We start from the raw sequence: 19449 nt of genomic DNA on the forward strand, positions 1-19449 counted from the left end.
AAAGGGTAATTTACATGTTCAATCCTTGAAAAATTACCCTATGAAGCAAGTTGTATTCTACGAAACCGGTTTACCAGAAAAAGTACTTCAATTAGAAGAAATCGAAAAACCAACGCCTGCGGTAAAAGAAGCACTTATCCGCATCACTGCCCGCAATATCAATCCCTCAGACATCATGTTTGTGCAAGGTTTATACGGCATTACGCCTAAGCTACCTAGCAGTGCTGGTTTTGAGGCAGCTGGGGTTGTGGAGCAATCGGAAACTTTTCCAGCAGGAACGCGCGTCATGTTTACATCGATTGGAACTTGGAAAGAATATACCTGTGTCCCTGATGCGGGACTTATCCCTATTCCGGAAGGAATGTCAGATGAGGTGGCTTGTCAAGCCTTTGTAAATCCAGTGACTGCTTATGGGATGTTAGACACATCTGGTCTTCAGAAAGGGGGGAGTCTATTAATTACTGCCGGAGCTTCAGCCTGGGGTAAGGTCGTGATTCAACTAGCTGCCATGCGGGGGATTCACGTGATTGCGACGTTACGGTCTTCAGATCAAAAGCAGGCCTTATTGGATCTGGGAGCCACAGCGGTCATTGATGTATCTACTGATAGCTTATCTAAGAAGGTAAGAGAACTATTCCCAGAGGGAGTGGATTATGTATTTGATGCGGTAGGAGGGGATCAGGGGGCCAAAGCCTTAGCTTGTCTAAAAACCGGTGGAAAAATGCTTGTTTTTGGCCTATTAAGTCTAGAACCTATTCCCTTAAATTCAGGATTATTAATCTTTAAAAACCTAAGCGTCGAAGGCTGGTGGCTCAGCTCTTGGTGGGAAAAACTAGGAACTCAGGGAATTCAAAAAGCGATAAAAGAGGTTTTTTCTCTTTTGTTGAAACAAGATATCAAAGTAGATATTCAAGCAAGCTATCCACTAGTGGATTTTAAAGAGGCAATAGAAGCCTATCAAAAGCCGGGAAGATCTGGAAAAATACTATTGATGTAAAGAATCCGATGCTGCAGGCTGGTCATCGGGTTCATGCGAATTTCTGCCGTCCGCCGGAATTCCATCTCCGATTACCTCGTAGCTGACCTGATCTCCTGCACGAGTCACTTCTAAATTATAAAGGAAAGTGCCTTCAGGCTCCTTTGTTTTAAGTACCCCGGTGTAAAGGGAATCACTCTTTTGAATCAAGGAAACTTCTAAGACGCTTACACCTGTAACCTGCTCTTTTTGAAGATTTTGCAGCCACATTTCGCGTACCTCGCCTTCTATTTCTTTCGACGACTTTTTACACGAATTTAGAACAAATAGGGTGGCTATGGCCATTAACAATACTCTAATCATGCTGCAAAAATGGGTATTTTTCCCGAAAAAAGGAAAACTAAAGCCTGATTTTTAAAACCTCAACCCATCATCCTTACCCGTCGAGAAAGCCTTCGAGTAATCGATTTTGCGAACCTGACCAGCGATGTAATTAATGCCTTGCAACAAGTGATTCAAGTAAGTTGGTTCTTGGTAGTTCTCTTTCGCATGTCCTAGGGTGGTGACCCAGATGTGACCTCCTTGGAAGTGTTGAGTCCAAACGGCTGGGAAATAGTCGCCGTAAACGCCTTTGTGTTTTGTGATGAGATCTTTTTGAGACTGATCAAGAGTTTTTACGTCGTGCATCATTAGTGTTTGGATGCCTGGGTAGAGTTCAAAGCCAAAATAGCATTCGTCTTCTTTCGTCCATTTTAATGGTACACCTTTCAAAGATGGGTGAGATGGGGCGATGTTGATGACCGAGAAGGGCTGGAATTTTGCGTGCCAGGAAAAGGTTTCGCCTACCATCGATTTGAACCAGCTCCATTTGCGTTCTGTGCCCGTTACCGAGTGCACGCCCACGAATCCGCCACCTGCTTCGATGTAGCGGCGGAAAGCGACACGCTGGGCGTCTGAGTCGAAGACGTCGTTGTTAGTGGAGGTAAAGATGATGACTTTGTATTTGGCCAAATTCTTCTCTTCGAACACCACTGGATCAGCGGAAACATCCACTTTAAAGCGATTTTCTGCGCCTAACTTCTGAACAGCAGCTACAGCGGACGAAATATTATCGTGCACGTAGCCTGGGCCATTTTTCGTGTAGACTAAAACAGAAAAAGAGGATTGTGCAAACGTAGTTAACGCACAGAATAGGAGTAGGACCGTCGTTTTCATTAGTTGGTTCCGTATTTATCAATTAAATAAATGATGGCAGCCATATTCACGGCGCCTAGGTGTAGTTCTCTTTTGTTCACGTTTTCGAACACGTCGGTTTTAGCGTGGTGTAGATCGAAATAACGTTGGCTGTCTGGGATAAGTCCAGCTAAGATGGATTCTTTATTGATGCCGGCCATCGGGGCAATATCCGTACCGCCACCGCCAAAAGTAATCTCGGATCCGTAAGGCTTTAGTAGGGGAGTCCACGATTGAAATCTAGCAAATTGCGCTGGAGGTGCGGTTATTCCGATCGAACGAGGGGTGAAGCCACCCTCATCACTTTCAATGACGAAAATGTGGTTCTCCTTGTTGATTTTAGCTTGATTCGCATATTCCTTGCCACCGCGCGCGGCATTTTCTTCGTTCGCGAATAGCACAAAACGAATCGTCCGTTTTGGTTTGTAGTTTAACACTTTCATGACGCGCAAGACTTCCATGGTGTGGACGATGCCGGCGCCGTCGTCGTGCGCACCCTCGTTTACATCCCAGCTGTCTAAGTGACCGCCTAGGGTGATATATTGGTCTGGGAATTCGGATCCGCGAATTTCCGCGATGACGTTGTTATCATCCGCCTCTGGAAGGAAGAAACCATAGGTTTGAACTTGGGCTTTGATGGTTCCTTTTTTGGCCAAAGCATACAATAGCTGAGCATCATTCGGACCTAAAGCCACGGCAGGAATCTTCGGATACGCCTCATCATAACTCATGCTACCTGTATGTGGCTCATTATCCGGCGCCGTACTTAGCGAGTGAATCATTACCGCCACTGCCCCATATTTCGCAGCTATACTAGCCCCAGAACGACGAAAAGCGCCACTCTCGCCATAGGCCTTAAAGGTCTGAATTTTCGTAGGGTCAAAAACACTGTGGTAATACACAATCTTACCTTTCACCTCATTCTTGCGCTTCTCCAATTCCTCAAAACTAGCTACTGCGACCACCTCAGCCTCAATTAATCCATTCGAACCCATTGAATTCCCTAAGGCCAAAGCCGCTAACGGCTGCATTCTCGCCTCTCCATTCACCCCCACAATCGCCGCAAAATCAGATCCTCCACGCTTCCAATTAGGCACCTTACAAGGTTGCAAAAATACTCTATCGGCACCCAATGCCTCTAAACTTTTCTTTCCCCAAGTCACCGCATTTTGAGCTTGTGGCGAACCGGCTAATCGACCACCTATCTTTTTGGTCAACTCATATAATAAATCATAGGCCTTCCCGTTTGTCATAATCTCATCAGACATCTTCTTGATGAAGAGGGAGTCTGTGTTTGCCTGGGCGTTAGAAAATAGGGGAAAGAGTAATAGAGGTAGAAAACAAAATTTCATATACGTTAAATAAATTTGCGATTAAAGATAGGGATAAATCTGTAAATTTATGCAGTGGGTAGTAGACAGTGGACAGGGGGCAGTGGACAGTGGGCAAGAGTCCGAAGGGAATGAGTCCGAAGTCCGCAGGAATTATTTCATACGGTCATCCCCGCAGGGGATTCCTACTTTATTCTTTGTGCTTTATGCTTTATTCTTTAAAATAAAATGAAAAAAACACTTATAATCTTATTAGCTCTTGGATTCAACACTCAAGCTCAATCCTTCCAAGGCTTACTCAAAAAAGCCACCGAAATAGCCACAGGTGCCACAAAAACTGGTTTAAGTTCTGACGATATTGGCAATGGACTAAAAGAAGCTCTTCGCATTGGCGCCGAAAAAGGCTGTACTAATCTCGCTAAACCAGATGGATTCTTTAAAAATGCGGCGCTAAAAATCCTCATGCCACCAGAGGCTGCCAAAGTCGAAAGTACCCTCAGAAGCGTCGGTCTTAATCAATTAGCAGACGATTTGATATTAAGCATGAACCGTGCTGCCGAAGATGCCTCTACTACCGCTGCACCCATTTTTGTCAATGCAATCAAACAAATGACCATCACTGACGGTCTAACTATTTTACGTGGAGATGAAACGGCAGCTACTTCCTATTTACGGTCTAAGACAAGCGATAATTTAAAATCCACCTTTAATCCCATCGTTAAAACATCATTAGATAAAGTGAAAGCTACTCAATACTGGGAGAAAGCCATCACGGCCTACAATGCCATTCCATTCAGTAATAAAAAGATCAATCCGGATTTGAGCGCTTACGTTACAGAAAAAGCAATGGAAGGTATCTACAGTGAAATTGCGAAGCAGGAAAAAGATATCCGTGCGAATCCGTTGGCGCGGACGAGTGAGTTGTTGAAGAAGGTGTTTGAGCGATAGATACTACCTATGAAAATCACTAAACTCATGATCCAAAGCTATCTGATAGCTTTAACGATTATCATTATCCTGGCAATGATGGATTCAGATCCCATTATAAGAATTTCAAGTTTACTACTGGATGTGCTCATTATGTCTGTTTTGTGCTGGACAATGGTGGTATTTCCCATTTCTATTTTGGTAAGTCGATTAAAGACAAAAAATTAAAAACAACGTGCTAATTCGTGGAAATTATACCGAATACAATTTAGTCGAGTTAGAGCAGGACTGCTGGAACCGTCTGGTCACCGGTGCCAGCAAAAGCAGAAATCCCTTTCATACGCCTTGCGTGGCTACTTTAGCTTATGGCGAAGTGAGTTTGCGAACCGTTGTTTTACGAAAGACTTTACCAGAAGAAAGAGAGTTGCGTTTTCACACGGATATCAGAAGCCCTAAATGGAATGAATTATTGATTAATCCATCCATAAGTGCGCTCTTTTATGATTCTGAAGAGCGAATTCAATTACGCGTAAAAGGGAAAGCGGTATTACATCATACAGATGATTTGACGGCCAAAGCCTGGCAAACCACCTCTCTATCCAGTCGAAAATGTTATTTAACGCTCCATAGACCATCCAGTTTTGCTGATGCATCGACAAGTGGTCTTTCTGAAGACATGGAGCAGGAGAATTATACTTTAGCAGAGAGTGAAGTGGGTTATACAAACTTTGGCATTGTTTCCATACAAGTTCAATCGATTGATTGGTTGTGGCTGAATCATGCGGGACATAGGAGAGCCTTCTTTGATTATAGCGATGGAAGTTTTCAGTGGATGATACCATAAAAAAAGCCTCAGAATACCTGAGGCTTTTTTTGTCTTGTACGTATACTTATTACAAAATTTGGAACACTTTATAAGAAACCGTTTCTCCCATTTTTACAATGGTTCCTACGCCTACACTTACGGTATGATTCAAATAAGCTAGCTTTTTAGAGCTCGTTTCAAAATAGGGTGTAGTTCTAAAATAATAGGTGCCATCAGCGTTTAAGTTCAAATATCCTTGATAAGATACATAGATATTTTCGCCTTCATTTGTTTGCAAAGTAACCCTTACGTCAATTTTATTAGAAGTTTCATTTAATTGAAGAAACCAATCAGCACCATCTGGTAACACTTTTCCTTTTAAATTAGGACCTTCAAAAAAGCCATCCTTCACAGGATATATGGTTCTTTTACCGGCTAAGGTTTGTCCGACTTCTACACCAGGTTTTAGATTAAATGTAACTTCAAAAAGCAATTTGCTTTTCAGTTCTTGAGCAAAGGAAGGGAGGCTAAAACTCAATACACATACGAGAGCTAGTACTAATTTTTTCATGAGATTATAGATTTATTTGAAGATCAAATTTAAATATCTTATTGAAACTAAAAAGGGTAAGCCTCTATTTTCTCGAGTAAGTGCAAAAAAAAACACTGTCAAATATGGATTTAACAGTGTTTTGAAACATTAGAAGTGATCCCGCTGGGGCGTTTTAATTTATATTAACTCGCACATATACACGCATTTATAAGCTATTTGGTATTCCTCAACCCAAAGTCGAGCCACAATCTCTTTTTTTGATCATAATCTTGCTAAACTCAATTCTAAAAACTTAGGTTATTCAAAATCAATTCTGAACATCGGATAGTCTTTACAGAATCATATATATTCCTGTAATACACTTAAAATCAACTGATTAATCGATACTACTTTCAGACAATACTAAAATCAAGCCAAAACATCTTTAAACCTTCAAAATTGGCTTATCCTCATCCAACAATAACTTATTATTCATCTTAACCACTCCATGCTTTAAAATAAGGTCTACCCACTTTAATACTTCATCTTTCTTCACCTTATTTACATATCCATTCTTTATACCAAAACTTATCCAGTCCTTGATATCACTCTTAGTATAAACCTGATTCATTTTAGACGGTTTTAAATCACTTTTATTAGATTCCATATTATCCTTTCTAATAAATAGCTTTTAATCATATTATTAGCACCCCATACTTTACCATTCAATTAATATATATTTTTCTATAGACATCAATTTCTTACCTTCCATATGATATACATACACCCATACCTTTTTACCAAGACACCTATAGTGCATTATACTCCATTGGGTTTATATCAATAAATTTTTAATACCATTAACCAATATTCAATAAACACTATTATTCCTTTTCAGGACTTTTTCCGTCACTATAGTATATGCGTTGTTGTTAATAGTTAAAGGAAGAAGAAGAAGAAGAAGAAGAAGAAGGTTAAATGGAAAGAATTAGGCGTTAAGAAGGTTAAAGGGTAAGAAGGAAGGAAATGGAAGATTTAAGTGGTTTAAAAAGAGAAAGTGTGAAAAAAGGGGTAAAAATGGTGAAAAAAGTGTTTTTAAGATTGAAAAATGATTTTTTGTTTTTTAGAGGATGTAAGGGGGATTTAAAAAATGCAATATTGAATAGAGGTTATGAAAGTGAAACAAATTGAAAATGTTATGAAAAAAGATGTTGAATTAAGAATTCATAATAAAAAGTATGTGGATGAAGGTGGTTATTGGAATGAGTATAAAGGGATTTACGGGAAGAAAAAGAGTAAAGAATTGTTAAAGGAAAGCGTTATTAAAATATATGATTTTGCTTATTATGGTATTGATTCAATAAAGGTTGATTTTGATTATAAGTACTGGGAGAAAATTGCGATGTTTCTTACGGCATTGTATAAAAAGCAATTTGATAATAGAAATTGTACTGATTGGGAAAAGGTATATTTCGAAGCGCAAGTATTAAGGTTGTATTTGGGGGATGATTATAATTTAATCTTAGACAGATTAAGTGAGTTGGATAAAATAGTAATGCATAAAGAGATTAGCAAGTTCAATAAGTCCAAAAATTGTAAATACTTAATCCTGAATAGAAATTTTATAAATATTGAAGGTGCTGTTTATGTAGAGCGAAATTTGATTAGTGAAAAGTATCAAAATTCAATTTTAAAGTATTTTAATAAGATTCAAAAGGAAAGAAAAGGTATTGAAAAGTATATTGAAACAGTTTTAGATAAATGTACATTCTCTTTGAACGATAGAAATGCACTTGATTCTGAAATTGCTGATGATAAGTATAATAAAGAGACCCAAAGGTTGTTAAACCCTTATATTTCTGATTCAGATAAAGCAAATATTGTTAAAAAGATCAGCAATAAAGATTCCTTTAAAAAGGATCATAAAAATATAATGAATAGATATTATGAAGGTCTAATGTCTAAGTTAAATTCGAATAATATCGTTAAAAATTTTGAGTACAATATCAATACACAGGCTTTTGGAAATCGTATAAGCCATATTTTTAGTAGTATGCCTAAAAAGTATCGTAAAAGGCTAGAGATAGAAAGTAAGGAGGTAATTGAAATTGATATTGTTTCTTCTCAGGTTGCTTTTCTATTAATCTTATTAAAAAAGTGGTTTGAAGCTGATTCTGATAAAAGGTTTTATGCTAATTCGCCATTTATGATGATGGATAAATTAGAAATGATCTACTCAAAAGACAGTAAAATAGACCTATACAAATATATGGCTCTAAAAATAAATGGTTTAAATGCTTTACAGAATAAAGAAGTCCGTAATGAAATGAAAACTATTTTAATGGGACTTTTCTATGGAAGTACTAAACATGAAAAATATAAAGGTAGAGACAGAAAAGAACTGATAACAAGCCTTTTTGGAATAGATTTCTTTGAAGTATTAGAAGAGATTGAAAAGTTCGATATCGATGGAATTGATACTAAAAAATATAGGAACCTTAGTGCTTTATTGCAAAGAGAAGAAAGTGAATTCCTTTCTGAGGTAATGCATAAACTTATTAATGATAAAATTTTGTTTTTGCCTTTATACGACTGTTTAATTGTTAAAAAATCAGATGAACAAATTGTAACAGAGGCTTTTAATTTTATCATTAAAAAGAATGGATTCACAGATATAATTAGATTGGACTAAATTTTAAATAATAGTTATGGAAGAAATTGAAAATAATGAAGATTTTTACTCAGATGATACTGAAACAAGAAAAGCTTTAGTAAGTATTTTGCCTAAAGTAAAAGGAGATTTAAACGATGAGGAAACCTTTCAATTCGCATTTGGAATAAAAATCAATGAATATAAAACAAAGGCTGAGCTAAAAAAAGCACAAAATGCCGAGAAAAAGAGAATTAAAGAGCTCAATTTGGTTTTAAATAGAATTTTAAAATCAGATAGAAAAATTTTATGCTTTGATGACTCTGTTAAAATAATGAAAACTGAATATTTAGCTCCAGTTCAAGAGTTATACGATTATAACGGAAAAATGATTTTGAGATCTCCTCTAATTGAAATGGGATACAACGGAGCTTACTACTATTATGATGTTATTTCAAATGAATTTGTCACAGTTTACTATGATGATAAATCCAATATTTTAAAGGAGATCTTTAGAAAAAATACAGAAAATGATCTTTTGTTAGAATTGGAAAGAAAAGATAAAGGAAAGCGATTCGGATTCAGTAAAGTTCCCAATATCCCCAAAGGGTTTAAATACGATTTAGATGAACAGGAAATTTAGTTACGCTGCTCAAATACTTTTCGAACCTCATCATACAGATAATAATAAGTTCCCATTACCTTTTTGTAAGGTAATATCCCCTCATTTCTTAAGTTCTCAATAGTAGAGTAGGAGCATCCTAAATACTCCATCAAATTACTGTTTTTAAGGAGTTTATTTGCTTGACTGGATGAATTAACAAATTGAGATAATTCGTTGATTAGATCCCGTTTAAACTCGTCTAGCATTTGTCTAGTTACAATTTCCATGGTATTAAATTTTGGTTTTTAGTTTACTGATTTGATTAATGATTGATAATTGGGTTTTGAATCCTCTTCAAACAAAGCAAAATCATTTAAAAGCTTAGTTTCTGTGATTTTTGCATATATCTGAGTGGTTTTAAGATTTGTGTGTCCTAACATTTTAGAGACCGTTTCAATAGGAATAGAATACTCAAGTGAATTAGTAGCAAATGAATGTCTTGCTACGTGACAAGTAACGGTCTTATTGATTGAGGTTAATTCCATAATCAGTTTTAGGTACTGATTCATTTTTTGATTTGAAAGTGTTGGTATAATATTCCCAGTAAGCTGAACAGTAGGGTAGTCCTTAAATTTTGAAATTAAAGCTTCAGCCTTATTCATTAAAGGCACCATGCTATATTCATTTGTCTTATTTCTGCTGATTTTAATCAATCTTTTACCCACCATACTTGTGTGTAAATCGTTTTGAGATAGATTTCTTAAATCACTGTACGATAGTCCTGTATAACACATAAACAAAAAAGCATCTTTTACGAGCTGAATCGTTGAATTTGATGTTACTAGTGATTCAATTTTATTGATCTCATCCATGTTTAATGTAGATCTGTGAGTTGGAACCGTTGAAGACTTATAATTTATAAATGGATCTTCTTTTAGGATGTCCAATTTCATCGCAAAGTGAATGACTGCTTTTAAACGCTTTACATCACGATCAATCGTATTTGGACTATTCATACATTTTGATTCCAAATAGACCTTATAATCATTAATAAATCGATAATTAAGCTTATCTAAAGGGAAGTCTGGTACTAGCAATTCTTGTTCTAAGTATTTAGCAACCTTTCGTTTAATAGATTCATATTGCTTTAATGTTCCACCTGACAATCTACTTTTACTATTGGTTATATAATACTGAATCATTTCAAGCAAGGTCTGAGAACTAGTGCTTTTGCCCATCAAATGCTCTTTTAATAATGCAGATGAAATGAGCTCTTCTTTTTTTGTTCTAAGTTCTAGCCAATCTAGAACCTTTGCTTTTAGATCGGATATCTTTTTGTTTAAAACGTAAGCTTGTTCATTACGAGCTTTAACTTGAACCTTCTTAGAATCCCAATCTGCAATAGGAATACAAACTTTTGTTGAGTGATTGATTTGTTTATCCAAACCCGAAATTCTCAACTTGATTATTCCATAACCATTGATACGGGTTCTATAAGAACAACACAAAAAATACATCTTTACCATAATTTTTTTCTCTATTAATAAATAGTTACAAATCTTAGTGAAATGTCAATTTATTGAACCAAATCACAGATTTTATAAGCTTTTGTCAATGGGAATATCAGCCCAAAATAGAGTGAAGGCAACACTATCAAAGGAATAATTTGATAATATCTCTGAAAGAAATTCTAAGAAAAGTTGGTGTTATGGTAAAATAGGGTGGACTTGCTGGTTATTATATTCCGTTCCAAGTTCAATAAATTGATTGGTTGTAGCTGAAAAATTCAGGAAATAGAAGGGCTTTCTTTGATTATGATTAGAAGGGTTCTAACTGGATGATACCTTAAAAACAAAAAAGCCTCAGATTTCTCTAAGGCTTTTTCTATTTAAAAATTAAAAAATTACAAATCTTGATAAAACTTATGAATTAAGACGAATCATTTTCTAGTTCAAGTCCTAAAAAAGGAACTTACGAGGATAATAATTCATCGTAGTTGGCCATCCCATTAAATCGCGGGACCTTTGTTATGTGAGGAAAACATAAGTCCAAATCGGTTTCTTACTTTATTGAAGATTTCTGCGTGAGGTTTTACAAAGTTCAAGAAATATGTAGAAAAAAAATATTTTTTTTGCATTACATTTTTAAAAATTATTTTTAAATTCAATTGACTAAAATAAATAGAGAATAAAATGAATGATTTAATAATAATGTCAATACAGGGAGGGAGATACTTGGAGGCAGAAAAGCAACTTGGTGAAATTATTCTTTCTAACCCTTCTGTTGATGCATATTTCATGCTTGGTACAACAAAATCTAATCTACTTTTAGATAAAGGAAGAAGTTATTTGGAAGTTCAGTTCTGCTTCAATAAGTGCCTTGAATTGTCTTCTAATAAAGCAGAGTGTGAAAGAAATATAATGGTTTTTTGCGTAGGGCTTTATTCGCAACTTGCCGAATTAGAAAAGAACTTATTTCAACAGAGGAAAAAAGAAGCGACTAATGTAGCAATTGGTGCACTTGTAACTTTTGCTAGCTCAAAACTTATTGATAGTTCTAGGCACTCCTTTGGAGCTATTTCTGGTTTAGTAGGAGCTGGTTTTGGTATAGGGATGTCTATGGATAGTCTTTCTAATATTGGAAGTATTTCAGATATGATCAGTTATGTATCGCGAATTAAAGTTGAAATGATTGAATATTTAAAACAGGCTATCACTATTGAGAAGGAACTGTTATCTTCTGAAATTTTAACATTATCCGATAAATTCGGAACGATTACTCAGACAGATCGTTCAATAGATATTAACATATTACAAAGTTTAGGTAGCTATTTTGTGGAACCAAACAAGGCTATTGCAATGATTGTAGATTCCGATAATTTTAATTTTGCGGTTAAGACCTGGAAAGTTAAGGGCTTATTTAGCCATAGTCAGTTTGAAGTACCAAACGGACAATCAGTATTAGGCGGCTTTTCTTCCAACGCTAAAAATATTATGGAATTTTTATTTACAAACAAGGGTGTTTATCATTGTGTTGATAGTAGGTTTAGACCATATAAAGATGTCAAATTTAAAACCTCTTCAGGTGCAATTGCTTGGAATGATGGTATATTACCTAAAGGCACTTTTGGGAAGGTAAATAATTGTGAATCAGTAGCTTCTACTTTGAATGATTTTGTTAACCAAATGAAGAATTTACAAGACTAATCAAATTAAATTTCTGGATTATTTTCTGTAATTTATCTTTCATAAAAATCCAATTATTTATCAATAAGATTAATCACTCACGAGAAATTGATTTACTATAAATTATTTTATAGTAATTGGCATCTAAGACGATTACTTAATTTTATTAAATCGGTGTATATCGTATTTTTAAAAAAAGTAATCGCCAAACTTAACTTTTATTGTTTGAGGTAAATATTAAGGTGTCTAAATTTGATAAATATCCATGTTTTTTTTTTACACAAATCCTCTTTCAATTTAACACCAAATTTAATCCTTCAATCTCCTATTAGTAAAATACTCAACTAAGGAATGATAGTTGTATCTTATTGTTGATAAGGAGGGCCACACTTGACAAGCCATCAGAAATGATGGCTTTTTCTTTATCTACAAGTGAGTTAGGCTAGTTGCATATTTTTAGAAATTGATGACGGTATAAACAGTCATCTTTAAAAATGATATATTAAACTACACTCAAATCGAGCCAAAAGAATCAATACAAAAGGAGACAAAACCGTGCCTAAAAGGCATAAAAAAACTCCGAAATCGTAAGAAATCGGAGTCTTTAGTGCTATTTAATAGCTAAGAAGTGATCCCGCTGGGGCGTTTTAATTTATATTAACTTGCACATATACAAGCATTTATAAGGCTTTTAGCTTTAATCAACCCAAAGTCGAGCCACATTTATTTCTTTCTAAAAATTAGTTCTCTATGATATTCTATAAATTCCTTTTCGGCCTCATTATGATTTGTTTGATGTATATTTAACCTGTTTAACAAATTTTACACATATTAGAACTAGGTATTCCACAATAGCCCCCTATCACATGGGAGATAATTCTATTTGTATATTATTCGCGTGATAATATTTAAAAGCAACTTAATACTTATGATTGGCTCATACAAGACAAGAAGAAACTTTACTTTACGGCAGATAAAGAAGTAGCATTTAGCGAATATTCATCAGAACCTAGATCTGCTAAATATGGGATGTTTAATAATACTTATTTAACCTTTAATTTTTTTTATGCCATTATTTCAAAAGAGCGTAGTAAACAAATACCTCAAAAATCATAATAAACAGGTTTTACTGGATAAATGGAATGCTTATAAAAATCATTTCCATAATCCTTCAGTACAGGCTGATATCAGGAACTTAAAAGAAGAGCAATACCAAGGTGAGTTTTTAGAAGATTTGTTTGTTAAAATATTTGGTTATACTAAGCCAGCATCATCTTCTGAAACCAAATTCAATCTAACTACAGAATTTAAAAATATAAAGGACAGCAAGAAAGCTGACGGTGCCATAATTTTTGATGATAAAGTAAAAGCTGTAATTGAACTAAAAGGAACTAATACAACTGATTTAGGCAAAATAGAAGTACAGGCATTTGGATATAAAAACAATCAACCAGATTGTGTGTATGTAATTACTTCTAACTTTGAGAAGCTCCGTTTTTATATTGACAATGCAATTGAACACATTGAATTTAACTTGTTTACTCTTACAGAAGAGGAGTTCCAACTTCTGTATTTGTGTTTAGGGTATGACAATTTATCTCAAAATGTTGCTAAAAAAATTAAAGAAGAATCCTTAAGCGAAGAAGATGTAATAACTAAAAAATTATACAAGGATTATTCTTTGTTTAAAAGGGAACTTCATCAAAATTTAGTATTGCTAAATCCTAATTTTGAACCTTTAGAATTATTCAAAAAATCCCAGAAACTCTTAGATAGATTTTTGTTTTTATTCTTTGGTGAAGACAGACATTTATTACCTCCTAATTCTGTCAGGTTGATATTAAGTGATTGGAATGATCTCGTAGAAAGAGATGTTAATGTACCTTTATATGATAGGTTTAAAACATACTTTAACTATTTAAACGAAGGTTATAAAGGTAAGAGATATGATGTTTTTGCATATAATGGAGGACTTTTTAAGCCTGATGAAATATTGGACTTCATAAAAATAGATGATGATTTATTGTATAATCACACACTTAAAATTGCTGAATATGATTTTGGCAGTGAGGTGGATGTAAATATATTGGGACACATTTTTGAAAACTCATTAAATGAGCTTGATGAAATTAAGGCTCATTTAGAAGGTCAGGAAATTGATAAATCTAAAACAAAAAGAAAAAAAGACGGGGTCTTCTATACACCAAAATACATTACCAAATACATTGTAGAAAATACAGTTGGAAAATTATGTGAAGAGAAAAAAGAAGAACTTAAAATTTTTGAAGAGGAGTATTTTATAGATAAAAAAAGGCAAAAGAAAACCATTCAAGAGTTAGTTGAAAAATTGGATGCCTATAGAAAATGGCTTTTGGAAATAACTATTTGTGATCCTGCTTGTGGGTCTGGTGCCTTTCTAAACCAAGCTCTTGATTTTTTAATTAAAGAGCACCAATATATAGATGAGCTCAAGGCTAAATTATTTGGTGATACTTTGGTGTTAAATGATTGCGAAAAAAGCATTTTAGAGAACAACCTCTTTGGAGTGGATTTGAATGAAGAAAGTGTTGAGATTGCTAAACTTTCTTTGTGGCTAAGAACAGCACAGCCCAACAGGAAACTGAATGACCTTAATGGAAACATTAAATGTGGTAACTCCTTAATTGATGATGTAGCGATATCAGGAGATAAAGCCTTTAATTGGCAACAAGCTTTTCCAAAGGTTTTTGAAAAAGGAGGGTTTGATGTGATTATTGGAAATCCACCTTACGGAGTCAATTTCAATGAAGTGGAGAAAAAATATTTGTCAGATTTTGATCCTTTAGTGCCTGATTTTGAAATTTATATCTACTTCATTTCATTGTACAAAAGAATATTAAAAAAGAACTCCGTTTTATCATATATCTTCCCAAATACATTCTTGTCAACATTATTTGGAATTAAATACAGGGAAGCAATTTTTAGTAATTTAGAAGTCTATCAAATTATTGACTTATCAAATGATAATACTTTTGTAGATGCATCAGTAAGAACTTGTATTTTCTCATTTAGGAACAATACAGAAGATTACGATACAGAATTACTTAAGGTTGAAAACAGAGAATTTAAAACTGTTGGAAATTACACTAAGGCTAATATTTTACTCCAAATTGAGAATGTTTTAAGTCTTTTTTCTCAGAATGATGAAGAAAAATTATTAATTCAAAAGTTGCAAAATAATAAGTCCTTAAAAGAGTTTCATGAGGTTTCTCAAGGATTAATACCCTATGATAAATATAGAGGACATGATGAATTTACTATTAAAAATAGAATTTGGCATTCTGACTTCAAGAAAGATGAAACATATAAAAAGGAGTTAAAAGGAGCAGATGTAAATAGGTATAATATTCAATGGAATGGAAATCTATGGATTAGCTATGGTCAATGGCTAGCTGCTCCAAGAAACCCAATGTTTTTTACAAAAGAGAGAATATTAGTTAGAGAAATTATTTCTAAAAATCTATATTGTGGATATACAAATGAAGAATATTATAATACTCCGTCTTGTTTAAATATTATTGATACTAAAGAAATTTTAAATTTAAAAGCCACATTATCAATACTAAATTCATCTTTAATAGGTTGGTACTGCAAAAAAGTTTCACCAAAGGCTAATAAAGGACTTTTTCCAAAAATTCTTGTAAATGACATCAAGAATATCCCTTTAATTGAAATTTCAAAAGAAAATCAACAACCTCTTATAGAAAAAGTAGATTTAATGCTTAAGCTAAATTCAGAGCTGCAAAACCAATCTCAAAAATTCCAAAGAACTATTCAAAGAAAATTTGAATTAGAAGAGTTGCAAACGAAATTACAGGATTGGTATAAAATGACTTATGCAGATTTTATAAAAGAGTTGGGTAAAAAGAAAGTAAAGCTGTCCTTGTCTCAAGAAGCTGAATGGGAAGACTACTTTTTTCAAGAGTCCCTTAAAGCACAGAAACTAAAAGCTACTATAGACATTACAGATAAAGCTATAGATGCTATGGTATATGAGTTGTATGGATTGAGTGTGGATGAGATTGCATTAGTTGAGAATTGTTTGAACAATTAATCTATCCTTTCAATCATAGTTTATACTAACACCTTGAAAAATCAAAATGGTTAATTGAATCAATTAATCTTTAGATTATATAAATAACTTCTACTAATGAGCTTATGCAACTCAAGATGGAGAATTCTATACTTTCCAAGCTGGTACTATATTTTAAAATTATAAGACCAAAACCGTGCCAAACAATTCAACACAAAAGGAGACAAAAGAGTGCCTAAAAGGCATAAAAAAACTCCGAAATCGTGAGAAATCGGAGTCTTTCGTGCTATTTACTAGCTAAGAAGTGATCCCGCTGGGATTCGAACCCAGGACCCATACATTAAAAGTGTATTGCTCTACCAACTGAGCTACGGAATCATTCAAGCCGAGGCTTGTATATGTAAAATGGTTCACTCTGGAACCGAAAGGAAGTTCAACCACTGGTTGACCTTCGTTTGCAAAAGAGTAACTTTTTCCCCTTATTGCGGTGCAAAACTAGCACCCTTTTTTAAATAATGCAAGTCATTCGTCTAAATAAAATTACATTTCTGGTTATTTTTCTTTTGGCTTTTGGACAAAGGGCTTATAGCCAAATAGATAGAAATCAACTCGCATTAGCAGATTCTTTGTTTAAAGCGAATAGACTTTTATCTGCTGAGAAAATTTACGTCTCTCATTTAAAGACCAAACCGAGCGAAACTGAAAATATCAAGTTAAAACTGGCCTATATAGCGAAAGCAAAAAATGACTGGTTGAAGGAATTATACTATTTATCAAGCATACAAGCCACGAATGCGCGGCCAGAAATCTCGAAGCGTTTAGAGGAAATAGGAGAGAAGCAGGGGCTGAATGGTTTCGTAATGAGCCTTTGGGACCAGATCTACTGGATCTATTTTAGATATTTCCCTTTCATATTAGGATTTTTACTTTTAATCGCCGTGTACGGAGCAGGAATCTTGACCTATTCCGTCTTTCGAAAGAAAGCAATTCGCAGTAGTCAATTCACCTATTTAATCCTATACATCGCCTTTATTGGCCTCTTCGCGAACTTTCCGGGTTTTTTAAATTATGGGATTATTACCAAAGATAAATCCTACATGCGCGACTTCCCGTCTTCTGCAGCACCGGTGGAGCGTCTTTTAAAGAAAGGTAATCGAATTAATTATTGGTTTACCCGCGATATATGGGTGTATAGCCTGATTGAGAGCCAGCAAGGCTATGTAAAAGAGGATGATTTTTTGCCTATCAATTAAAGATGTAGGATTTGGAAGCTTAAGTCCAAAATGATTTCGCGGTCTGTCTCCGCACTTCCCATAACCCCTTTCACTTTTAAATCCGCATTCTTCACAGCTTCAATAATGCGCACCACCTTCGCTAGCGGGTAATTTCTCGCCGCTGTCGTATAATCACGAACAAAATAGGGGTTTACACCAATCAGCTTCGCAATCTCGCCGTCTGAGACATTTCCCACATCGTGGACCTGCAAGACCTTGGAAAAGAAGTTAAATAATAAGACAAGCATAGGGGCAGCAGGATTCTGCTTCGCATTTTCAGCAAAGTGGAAAGCAATTTTCTGCGCTTTTTCAGTGTTGCGCTGGATGATAGCTTTCTGAAACTCAAAATAGTTGTATTCCCGGCTAATCCCGATGTATTTCTCCACCTCCGCTGAGCCCACTTCAGAACCAGCAGGTACATTCACGGCTAATTTATCCGCCTCATGCGCCATTCTGGACAAATCAGCTCCCACATAGGAAACCATCAATTCGACGGTAGCAGGCTGGATTTTAATCCCTTTTTGGCCCAAATAATCCACTAACCAAGCACCCAGTTTATCCTCCGACACTTTCTTCGAAGTCACAATCACGCCGTGCTTCACCAGCGCAGAAAACACCTTTGATTTATCAGAAAGCAAGGATTTAACGGTCAAAACCAGCAGGGTAGAGGGCGTCGGATTCGCACAATAATCTTCCCAAACCTTCAAATCATCGTCTTTGGCCTTCGCATTTTCCTTCGCTTTCGCCATCGCCTCGATGAACGCCACCTCCTTCACAATCACGACCTGACGCTCTGCCATCATCGGATACCGACGAGCTGTAGCAATGATAGATCCTAAACTATGATCTTTACCAAAAAGGACAAATTGATTAAAACTCTGCTGATCCTCCGGCAATACCTGCTTTTCAAATGCATCCACCAACTGATCAATCAAATAAGGCTCATCGCCATGCAACAAATAAATAGGAGCCAGTTTTTTCTGCTTTATATCCTTTAAAACCTCTTGAGCGCTCTGTTGCATGTTAAAATTATTTGGACAAAAATAGGCAAAACCAAAGGGATGGAAAAATATCTCAAGTATTTCCCGTAGGTTTGCAGGCAAAAAAACAGCTCAAACCATGCCAATTGCAAAAAATAACGTCGTATTCATCTCGTATCAACTTGCATTTCCAGATGAAGACGGACAACCAGATGTCGTAGAAATCGTAGACGAAAAAGAACCAATGGTTTTTATTCATGGCCTTAGCGGCTTACCTGAAGCGTTTGAAAAGAACCTTTTGGGCCTAAACGAAGGCGAAACATTCGATTTCAGCATTTCAGCCGAAGATGCTTACGGTAACGTCGATCCTAACGCCATCATCCAATTGCCTAAATCTATTTTCCAGGCCGAAGGACAAAACGCAGACGATATCCTTCAAATCGGAAACTTCATCCCCATGACGGACGACCAAGGAAACCGCATGCAAGGTTTAGTCGTTTCCATCGAAGGAGAAACGGTCACTATGGACTTTAATCACCCATTAGCGGAGAAAACCTTAATGTTCCAAGGAAAGATCTTGAAAATCAGAGAAGCTACTCCAGACGAACTTGCCCACGGCCACGTGCATGGGGAAGGGGGGGTGCATCATTAAAACAAAAGGGTATCGAATTCGATCCCCTTTTGTTTTAATAGAGTAGAGAGAGGAGAGTAGAGATTATAGATAATAGAGTAGAGAGTAGATTAGAGCTTTAAAAATACTATTTCTATTCTAATCGATTGCATATTATCTATGCTCTATACTCTCTAATCTTATAAACATCCATCAAAAAAGGGATCGAAATTTCGATCCCTTTTTTGATTCCACCTTTATTCTTTGTGC

General features: G+C 35.3%; 18 protein-coding genes and 1 tRNA gene. 10 read left to right on the forward strand and 9 right to left on the reverse strand.

Features of this window, described 5'->3' with window-relative positions; all coding sequences use genetic code 11:
- The first annotated feature begins 40 nt into the window (after window positions 1-40).
- On the forward strand, window positions 41-997 hold the full coding sequence (locus tag ACRZ9O_RS02420) for a zinc-dependent alcohol dehydrogenase family protein (protein ID WP_459456017.1): 957 nt from the start codon (window positions 41-43) through the stop codon (window positions 995-997).
- Here the strand turns inward: ACRZ9O_RS02420 and ACRZ9O_RS02425 are convergent.
- From ACRZ9O_RS02425 to ACRZ9O_RS02435, 3 genes are read right to left on the reverse strand one after another with little or no spacing between them, the layout of a single operon-like run.
- Entirely contained in the window at window positions 986-1339 is a 354-nt protein-coding gene (locus ACRZ9O_RS02425; protein WP_459456019.1) for a hypothetical protein, read from the reverse strand. The two genes, ACRZ9O_RS02420 and ACRZ9O_RS02425, sit on opposite strands and share 12 nt — an antisense overlap.
- Window positions 1340-1390: 51 nt before the next feature.
- Complete coding sequence (locus tag ACRZ9O_RS02430) at window positions 1391-2191, reverse strand: ThuA domain-containing protein (RefSeq protein ID WP_459456021.1); 801 nt, start codon at window positions 2189-2191, stop codon at window positions 1391-1393.
- Window positions 2191-3561 (reverse strand): M20/M25/M40 family metallo-hydrolase, encoded by a 1371-nt coding sequence (locus tag ACRZ9O_RS02435; RefSeq protein ID WP_459456022.1) that lies wholly within the window; start codon window positions 3559-3561, stop codon window positions 2191-2193. The genes ACRZ9O_RS02430 and ACRZ9O_RS02435 overlap by 1 nt, the downstream gene beginning before the upstream one ends.
- A gap of 207 nt (window positions 3562-3768) precedes the next feature.
- Between ACRZ9O_RS02435 and ACRZ9O_RS02440 the strand changes: the two genes are divergently transcribed.
- Complete coding sequence (locus ACRZ9O_RS02440; RefSeq protein WP_459456024.1) at window positions 3769-4488, forward strand: DUF4197 domain-containing protein; 720 nt, start codon at window positions 3769-3771, stop codon at window positions 4486-4488.
- A gap of 214 nt (window positions 4489-4702) precedes the next feature.
- Complete coding sequence (locus tag ACRZ9O_RS02445; RefSeq protein ID WP_459456026.1) at window positions 4703-5311, forward strand: pyridoxamine 5'-phosphate oxidase family protein; 609 nt, start codon at window positions 4703-4705, stop codon at window positions 5309-5311.
- A gap of 49 nt (window positions 5312-5360) precedes the next feature.
- On the opposite strand, the gene ACRZ9O_RS02450 is transcribed toward ACRZ9O_RS02445, so the two are convergent.
- Window positions 5361-5843 (reverse strand): DUF3237 domain-containing protein, encoded by a 483-nt coding sequence (locus ACRZ9O_RS02450; RefSeq protein ID WP_459456028.1) that lies wholly within the window; start codon window positions 5841-5843, stop codon window positions 5361-5363.
- Window positions 5844-6249: 406 nt separating this feature from the next.
- Entirely contained in the window at window positions 6250-6471 is a 222-nt protein-coding gene (locus tag ACRZ9O_RS02455; protein ID WP_459456029.1) for a hypothetical protein, read from the reverse strand.
- A gap of 359 nt (window positions 6472-6830) precedes the next feature.
- On the opposite strand from ACRZ9O_RS02455, the gene ACRZ9O_RS02460 reads away from it, so the two are divergent.
- From ACRZ9O_RS02460 to ACRZ9O_RS02470, 3 genes are read left to right on the forward strand one after another with little or no spacing between them, the layout of a single operon-like run.
- Window positions 6831-6995, forward strand: coding sequence for a hypothetical protein (locus ACRZ9O_RS02460; RefSeq protein WP_459456031.1), 165 nt, complete (start codon window positions 6831-6833; stop codon window positions 6993-6995).
- Entirely contained in the window at window positions 6976-8496 is a 1521-nt protein-coding gene (locus ACRZ9O_RS02465) for a hypothetical protein (protein WP_459456033.1), read from the forward strand. The genes ACRZ9O_RS02460 and ACRZ9O_RS02465 overlap by 20 nt, the downstream gene beginning before the upstream one ends.
- Before the next feature lie 16 nt (window positions 8497-8512).
- Complete coding sequence (locus tag ACRZ9O_RS02470; RefSeq protein WP_459456035.1) at window positions 8513-9097, forward strand: hypothetical protein; 585 nt, start codon at window positions 8513-8515, stop codon at window positions 9095-9097.
- On the opposite strand, the gene ACRZ9O_RS02475 is transcribed toward ACRZ9O_RS02470, so the two are convergent.
- Complete coding sequence (locus ACRZ9O_RS02475; protein ID WP_459456037.1) at window positions 9094-9345, reverse strand: helix-turn-helix domain-containing protein; 252 nt, start codon at window positions 9343-9345, stop codon at window positions 9094-9096. The genes ACRZ9O_RS02470 and ACRZ9O_RS02475 overlap by 4 nt on opposite strands.
- 18 nt (window positions 9346-9363) lie before the next feature.
- Window positions 9364-10584 (reverse strand): tyrosine-type recombinase/integrase, encoded by a 1221-nt coding sequence (locus ACRZ9O_RS02480; protein ID WP_459456039.1) that lies wholly within the window; start codon window positions 10582-10584, stop codon window positions 9364-9366.
- 666 nt (window positions 10585-11250) lie between these two features.
- Here ACRZ9O_RS02480 and ACRZ9O_RS02485 point away from each other — a divergent pair.
- A complete protein-coding gene (locus ACRZ9O_RS02485) occupies window positions 11251-12264 on the forward strand; it encodes a hypothetical protein (protein ID WP_459456041.1) in 1014 nt (337 codons plus the stop codon).
- Between the two features lie 1045 nt (window positions 12265-13309).
- Window positions 13310-16336, forward strand: coding sequence for an Eco57I restriction-modification methylase domain-containing protein (locus tag ACRZ9O_RS02490; RefSeq protein WP_459456042.1), 3027 nt, complete (start codon window positions 13310-13312; stop codon window positions 16334-16336).
- A gap of 284 nt (window positions 16337-16620) precedes the next feature.
- Here ACRZ9O_RS02490 and ACRZ9O_RS02495 read toward each other — a convergent pair.
- Window positions 16621-16693 (reverse strand) — tRNA-Lys (locus ACRZ9O_RS02495).
- A 137-nt stretch (window positions 16694-16830) separates the two neighbouring features.
- Between ACRZ9O_RS02495 and ACRZ9O_RS02500 the strand changes: the two genes are divergently transcribed.
- Complete coding sequence (locus tag ACRZ9O_RS02500; protein WP_459456044.1) at window positions 16831-17568, forward strand: hypothetical protein; 738 nt, start codon at window positions 16831-16833, stop codon at window positions 17566-17568.
- Here the strand turns inward: ACRZ9O_RS02500 and holA are convergent.
- Window positions 17565-18611 carry a DNA polymerase III subunit delta gene (gene holA, locus ACRZ9O_RS02505; RefSeq protein WP_459456046.1) on the reverse strand — a complete coding sequence of 349 codons (1047 nt, stop codon included), beginning with the start codon at window positions 18609-18611 and terminating at the stop codon, window positions 17565-17567. The two genes, ACRZ9O_RS02500 and holA, sit on opposite strands and share 4 nt — an antisense overlap.
- Before the next feature lie 97 nt (window positions 18612-18708).
- On the opposite strand from holA, the gene ACRZ9O_RS02510 reads away from it, so the two are divergent.
- Complete coding sequence (locus ACRZ9O_RS02510) at window positions 18709-19221, forward strand: FKBP-type peptidyl-prolyl cis-trans isomerase (RefSeq protein WP_459456048.1); 513 nt, start codon at window positions 18709-18711, stop codon at window positions 19219-19221.
- Window positions 19222-19449 lie beyond the last annotated feature (228 nt).

The organism is Aquirufa sp. HETE-40SA (assembly GCF_054558635.1).

Bases quoted from the DNA above. Each gene is read 5' to 3' on its own strand.
- ACRZ9O_RS02420 (WP_459456017.1), top strand. From the start codon at position 41: ATGAAGCAAGTTGTATTCTACGAAACCGGTTTACCAGAAAAAGTACTT.
- ACRZ9O_RS02425 (WP_459456019.1), bottom strand. From the start codon at position 1,339: ATGATTAGAGTATTGTTAATGGCCATAGCCACCCTATTTGTTCTAAAT.
- ACRZ9O_RS02430 (WP_459456021.1), bottom strand. From the start codon at position 2,191: ATGAAAACGACGGTCCTACTCCTATTCTGTGCGTTAACTACGTTTGCA.
- ACRZ9O_RS02435 (WP_459456022.1), bottom strand. From the start codon at position 3,561: ATGAAATTTTGTTTTCTACCTCTATTACTCTTTCCCCTATTTTCTAAC.
- ACRZ9O_RS02440 (WP_459456024.1), top strand. From the start codon at position 3,769: ATGAAAAAAACACTTATAATCTTATTAGCTCTTGGATTCAACACTCAA.
- ACRZ9O_RS02450 (WP_459456028.1), bottom strand. From the start codon at position 5,843: ATGAAAAAATTAGTACTAGCTCTCGTATGTGTATTGAGTTTTAGCCTC.
- ACRZ9O_RS02455 (WP_459456029.1), bottom strand. From the start codon at position 6,471: ATGGAATCTAATAAAAGTGATTTAAAACCGTCTAAAATGAATCAGGTT.
- ACRZ9O_RS02460 (WP_459456031.1), top strand. From the start codon at position 6,831: ATGGAAGATTTAAGTGGTTTAAAAAGAGAAAGTGTGAAAAAAGGGGTA.
- ACRZ9O_RS02465 (WP_459456033.1), top strand. From the start codon at position 6,976: ATGAAAGTGAAACAAATTGAAAATGTTATGAAAAAAGATGTTGAATTA.
- ACRZ9O_RS02470 (WP_459456035.1), top strand. From the start codon at position 8,513: ATGGAAGAAATTGAAAATAATGAAGATTTTTACTCAGATGATACTGAA.
- ACRZ9O_RS02475 (WP_459456037.1), bottom strand. From the start codon at position 9,345: ATGGAAATTGTAACTAGACAAATGCTAGACGAGTTTAAACGGGATCTA.
- ACRZ9O_RS02480 (WP_459456039.1), bottom strand. From the start codon at position 10,584: ATGGTAAAGATGTATTTTTTGTGTTGTTCTTATAGAACCCGTATCAAT.
- ACRZ9O_RS02485 (WP_459456041.1), top strand. From the start codon at position 11,251: ATGAATGATTTAATAATAATGTCAATACAGGGAGGGAGATACTTGGAG.
- ACRZ9O_RS02490 (WP_459456042.1), top strand. From the start codon at position 13,310: ATGCCATTATTTCAAAAGAGCGTAGTAAACAAATACCTCAAAAATCAT.
- ACRZ9O_RS02500 (WP_459456044.1), top strand. From the start codon at position 16,831: ATGCAAGTCATTCGTCTAAATAAAATTACATTTCTGGTTATTTTTCTT.
- holA (WP_459456046.1), bottom strand. From the start codon at position 18,611: ATGCAACAGAGCGCTCAAGAGGTTTTAAAGGATATAAAGCAGAAAAAA.
- ACRZ9O_RS02510 (WP_459456048.1), top strand. From the start codon at position 18,709: ATGCCAATTGCAAAAAATAACGTCGTATTCATCTCGTATCAACTTGCA.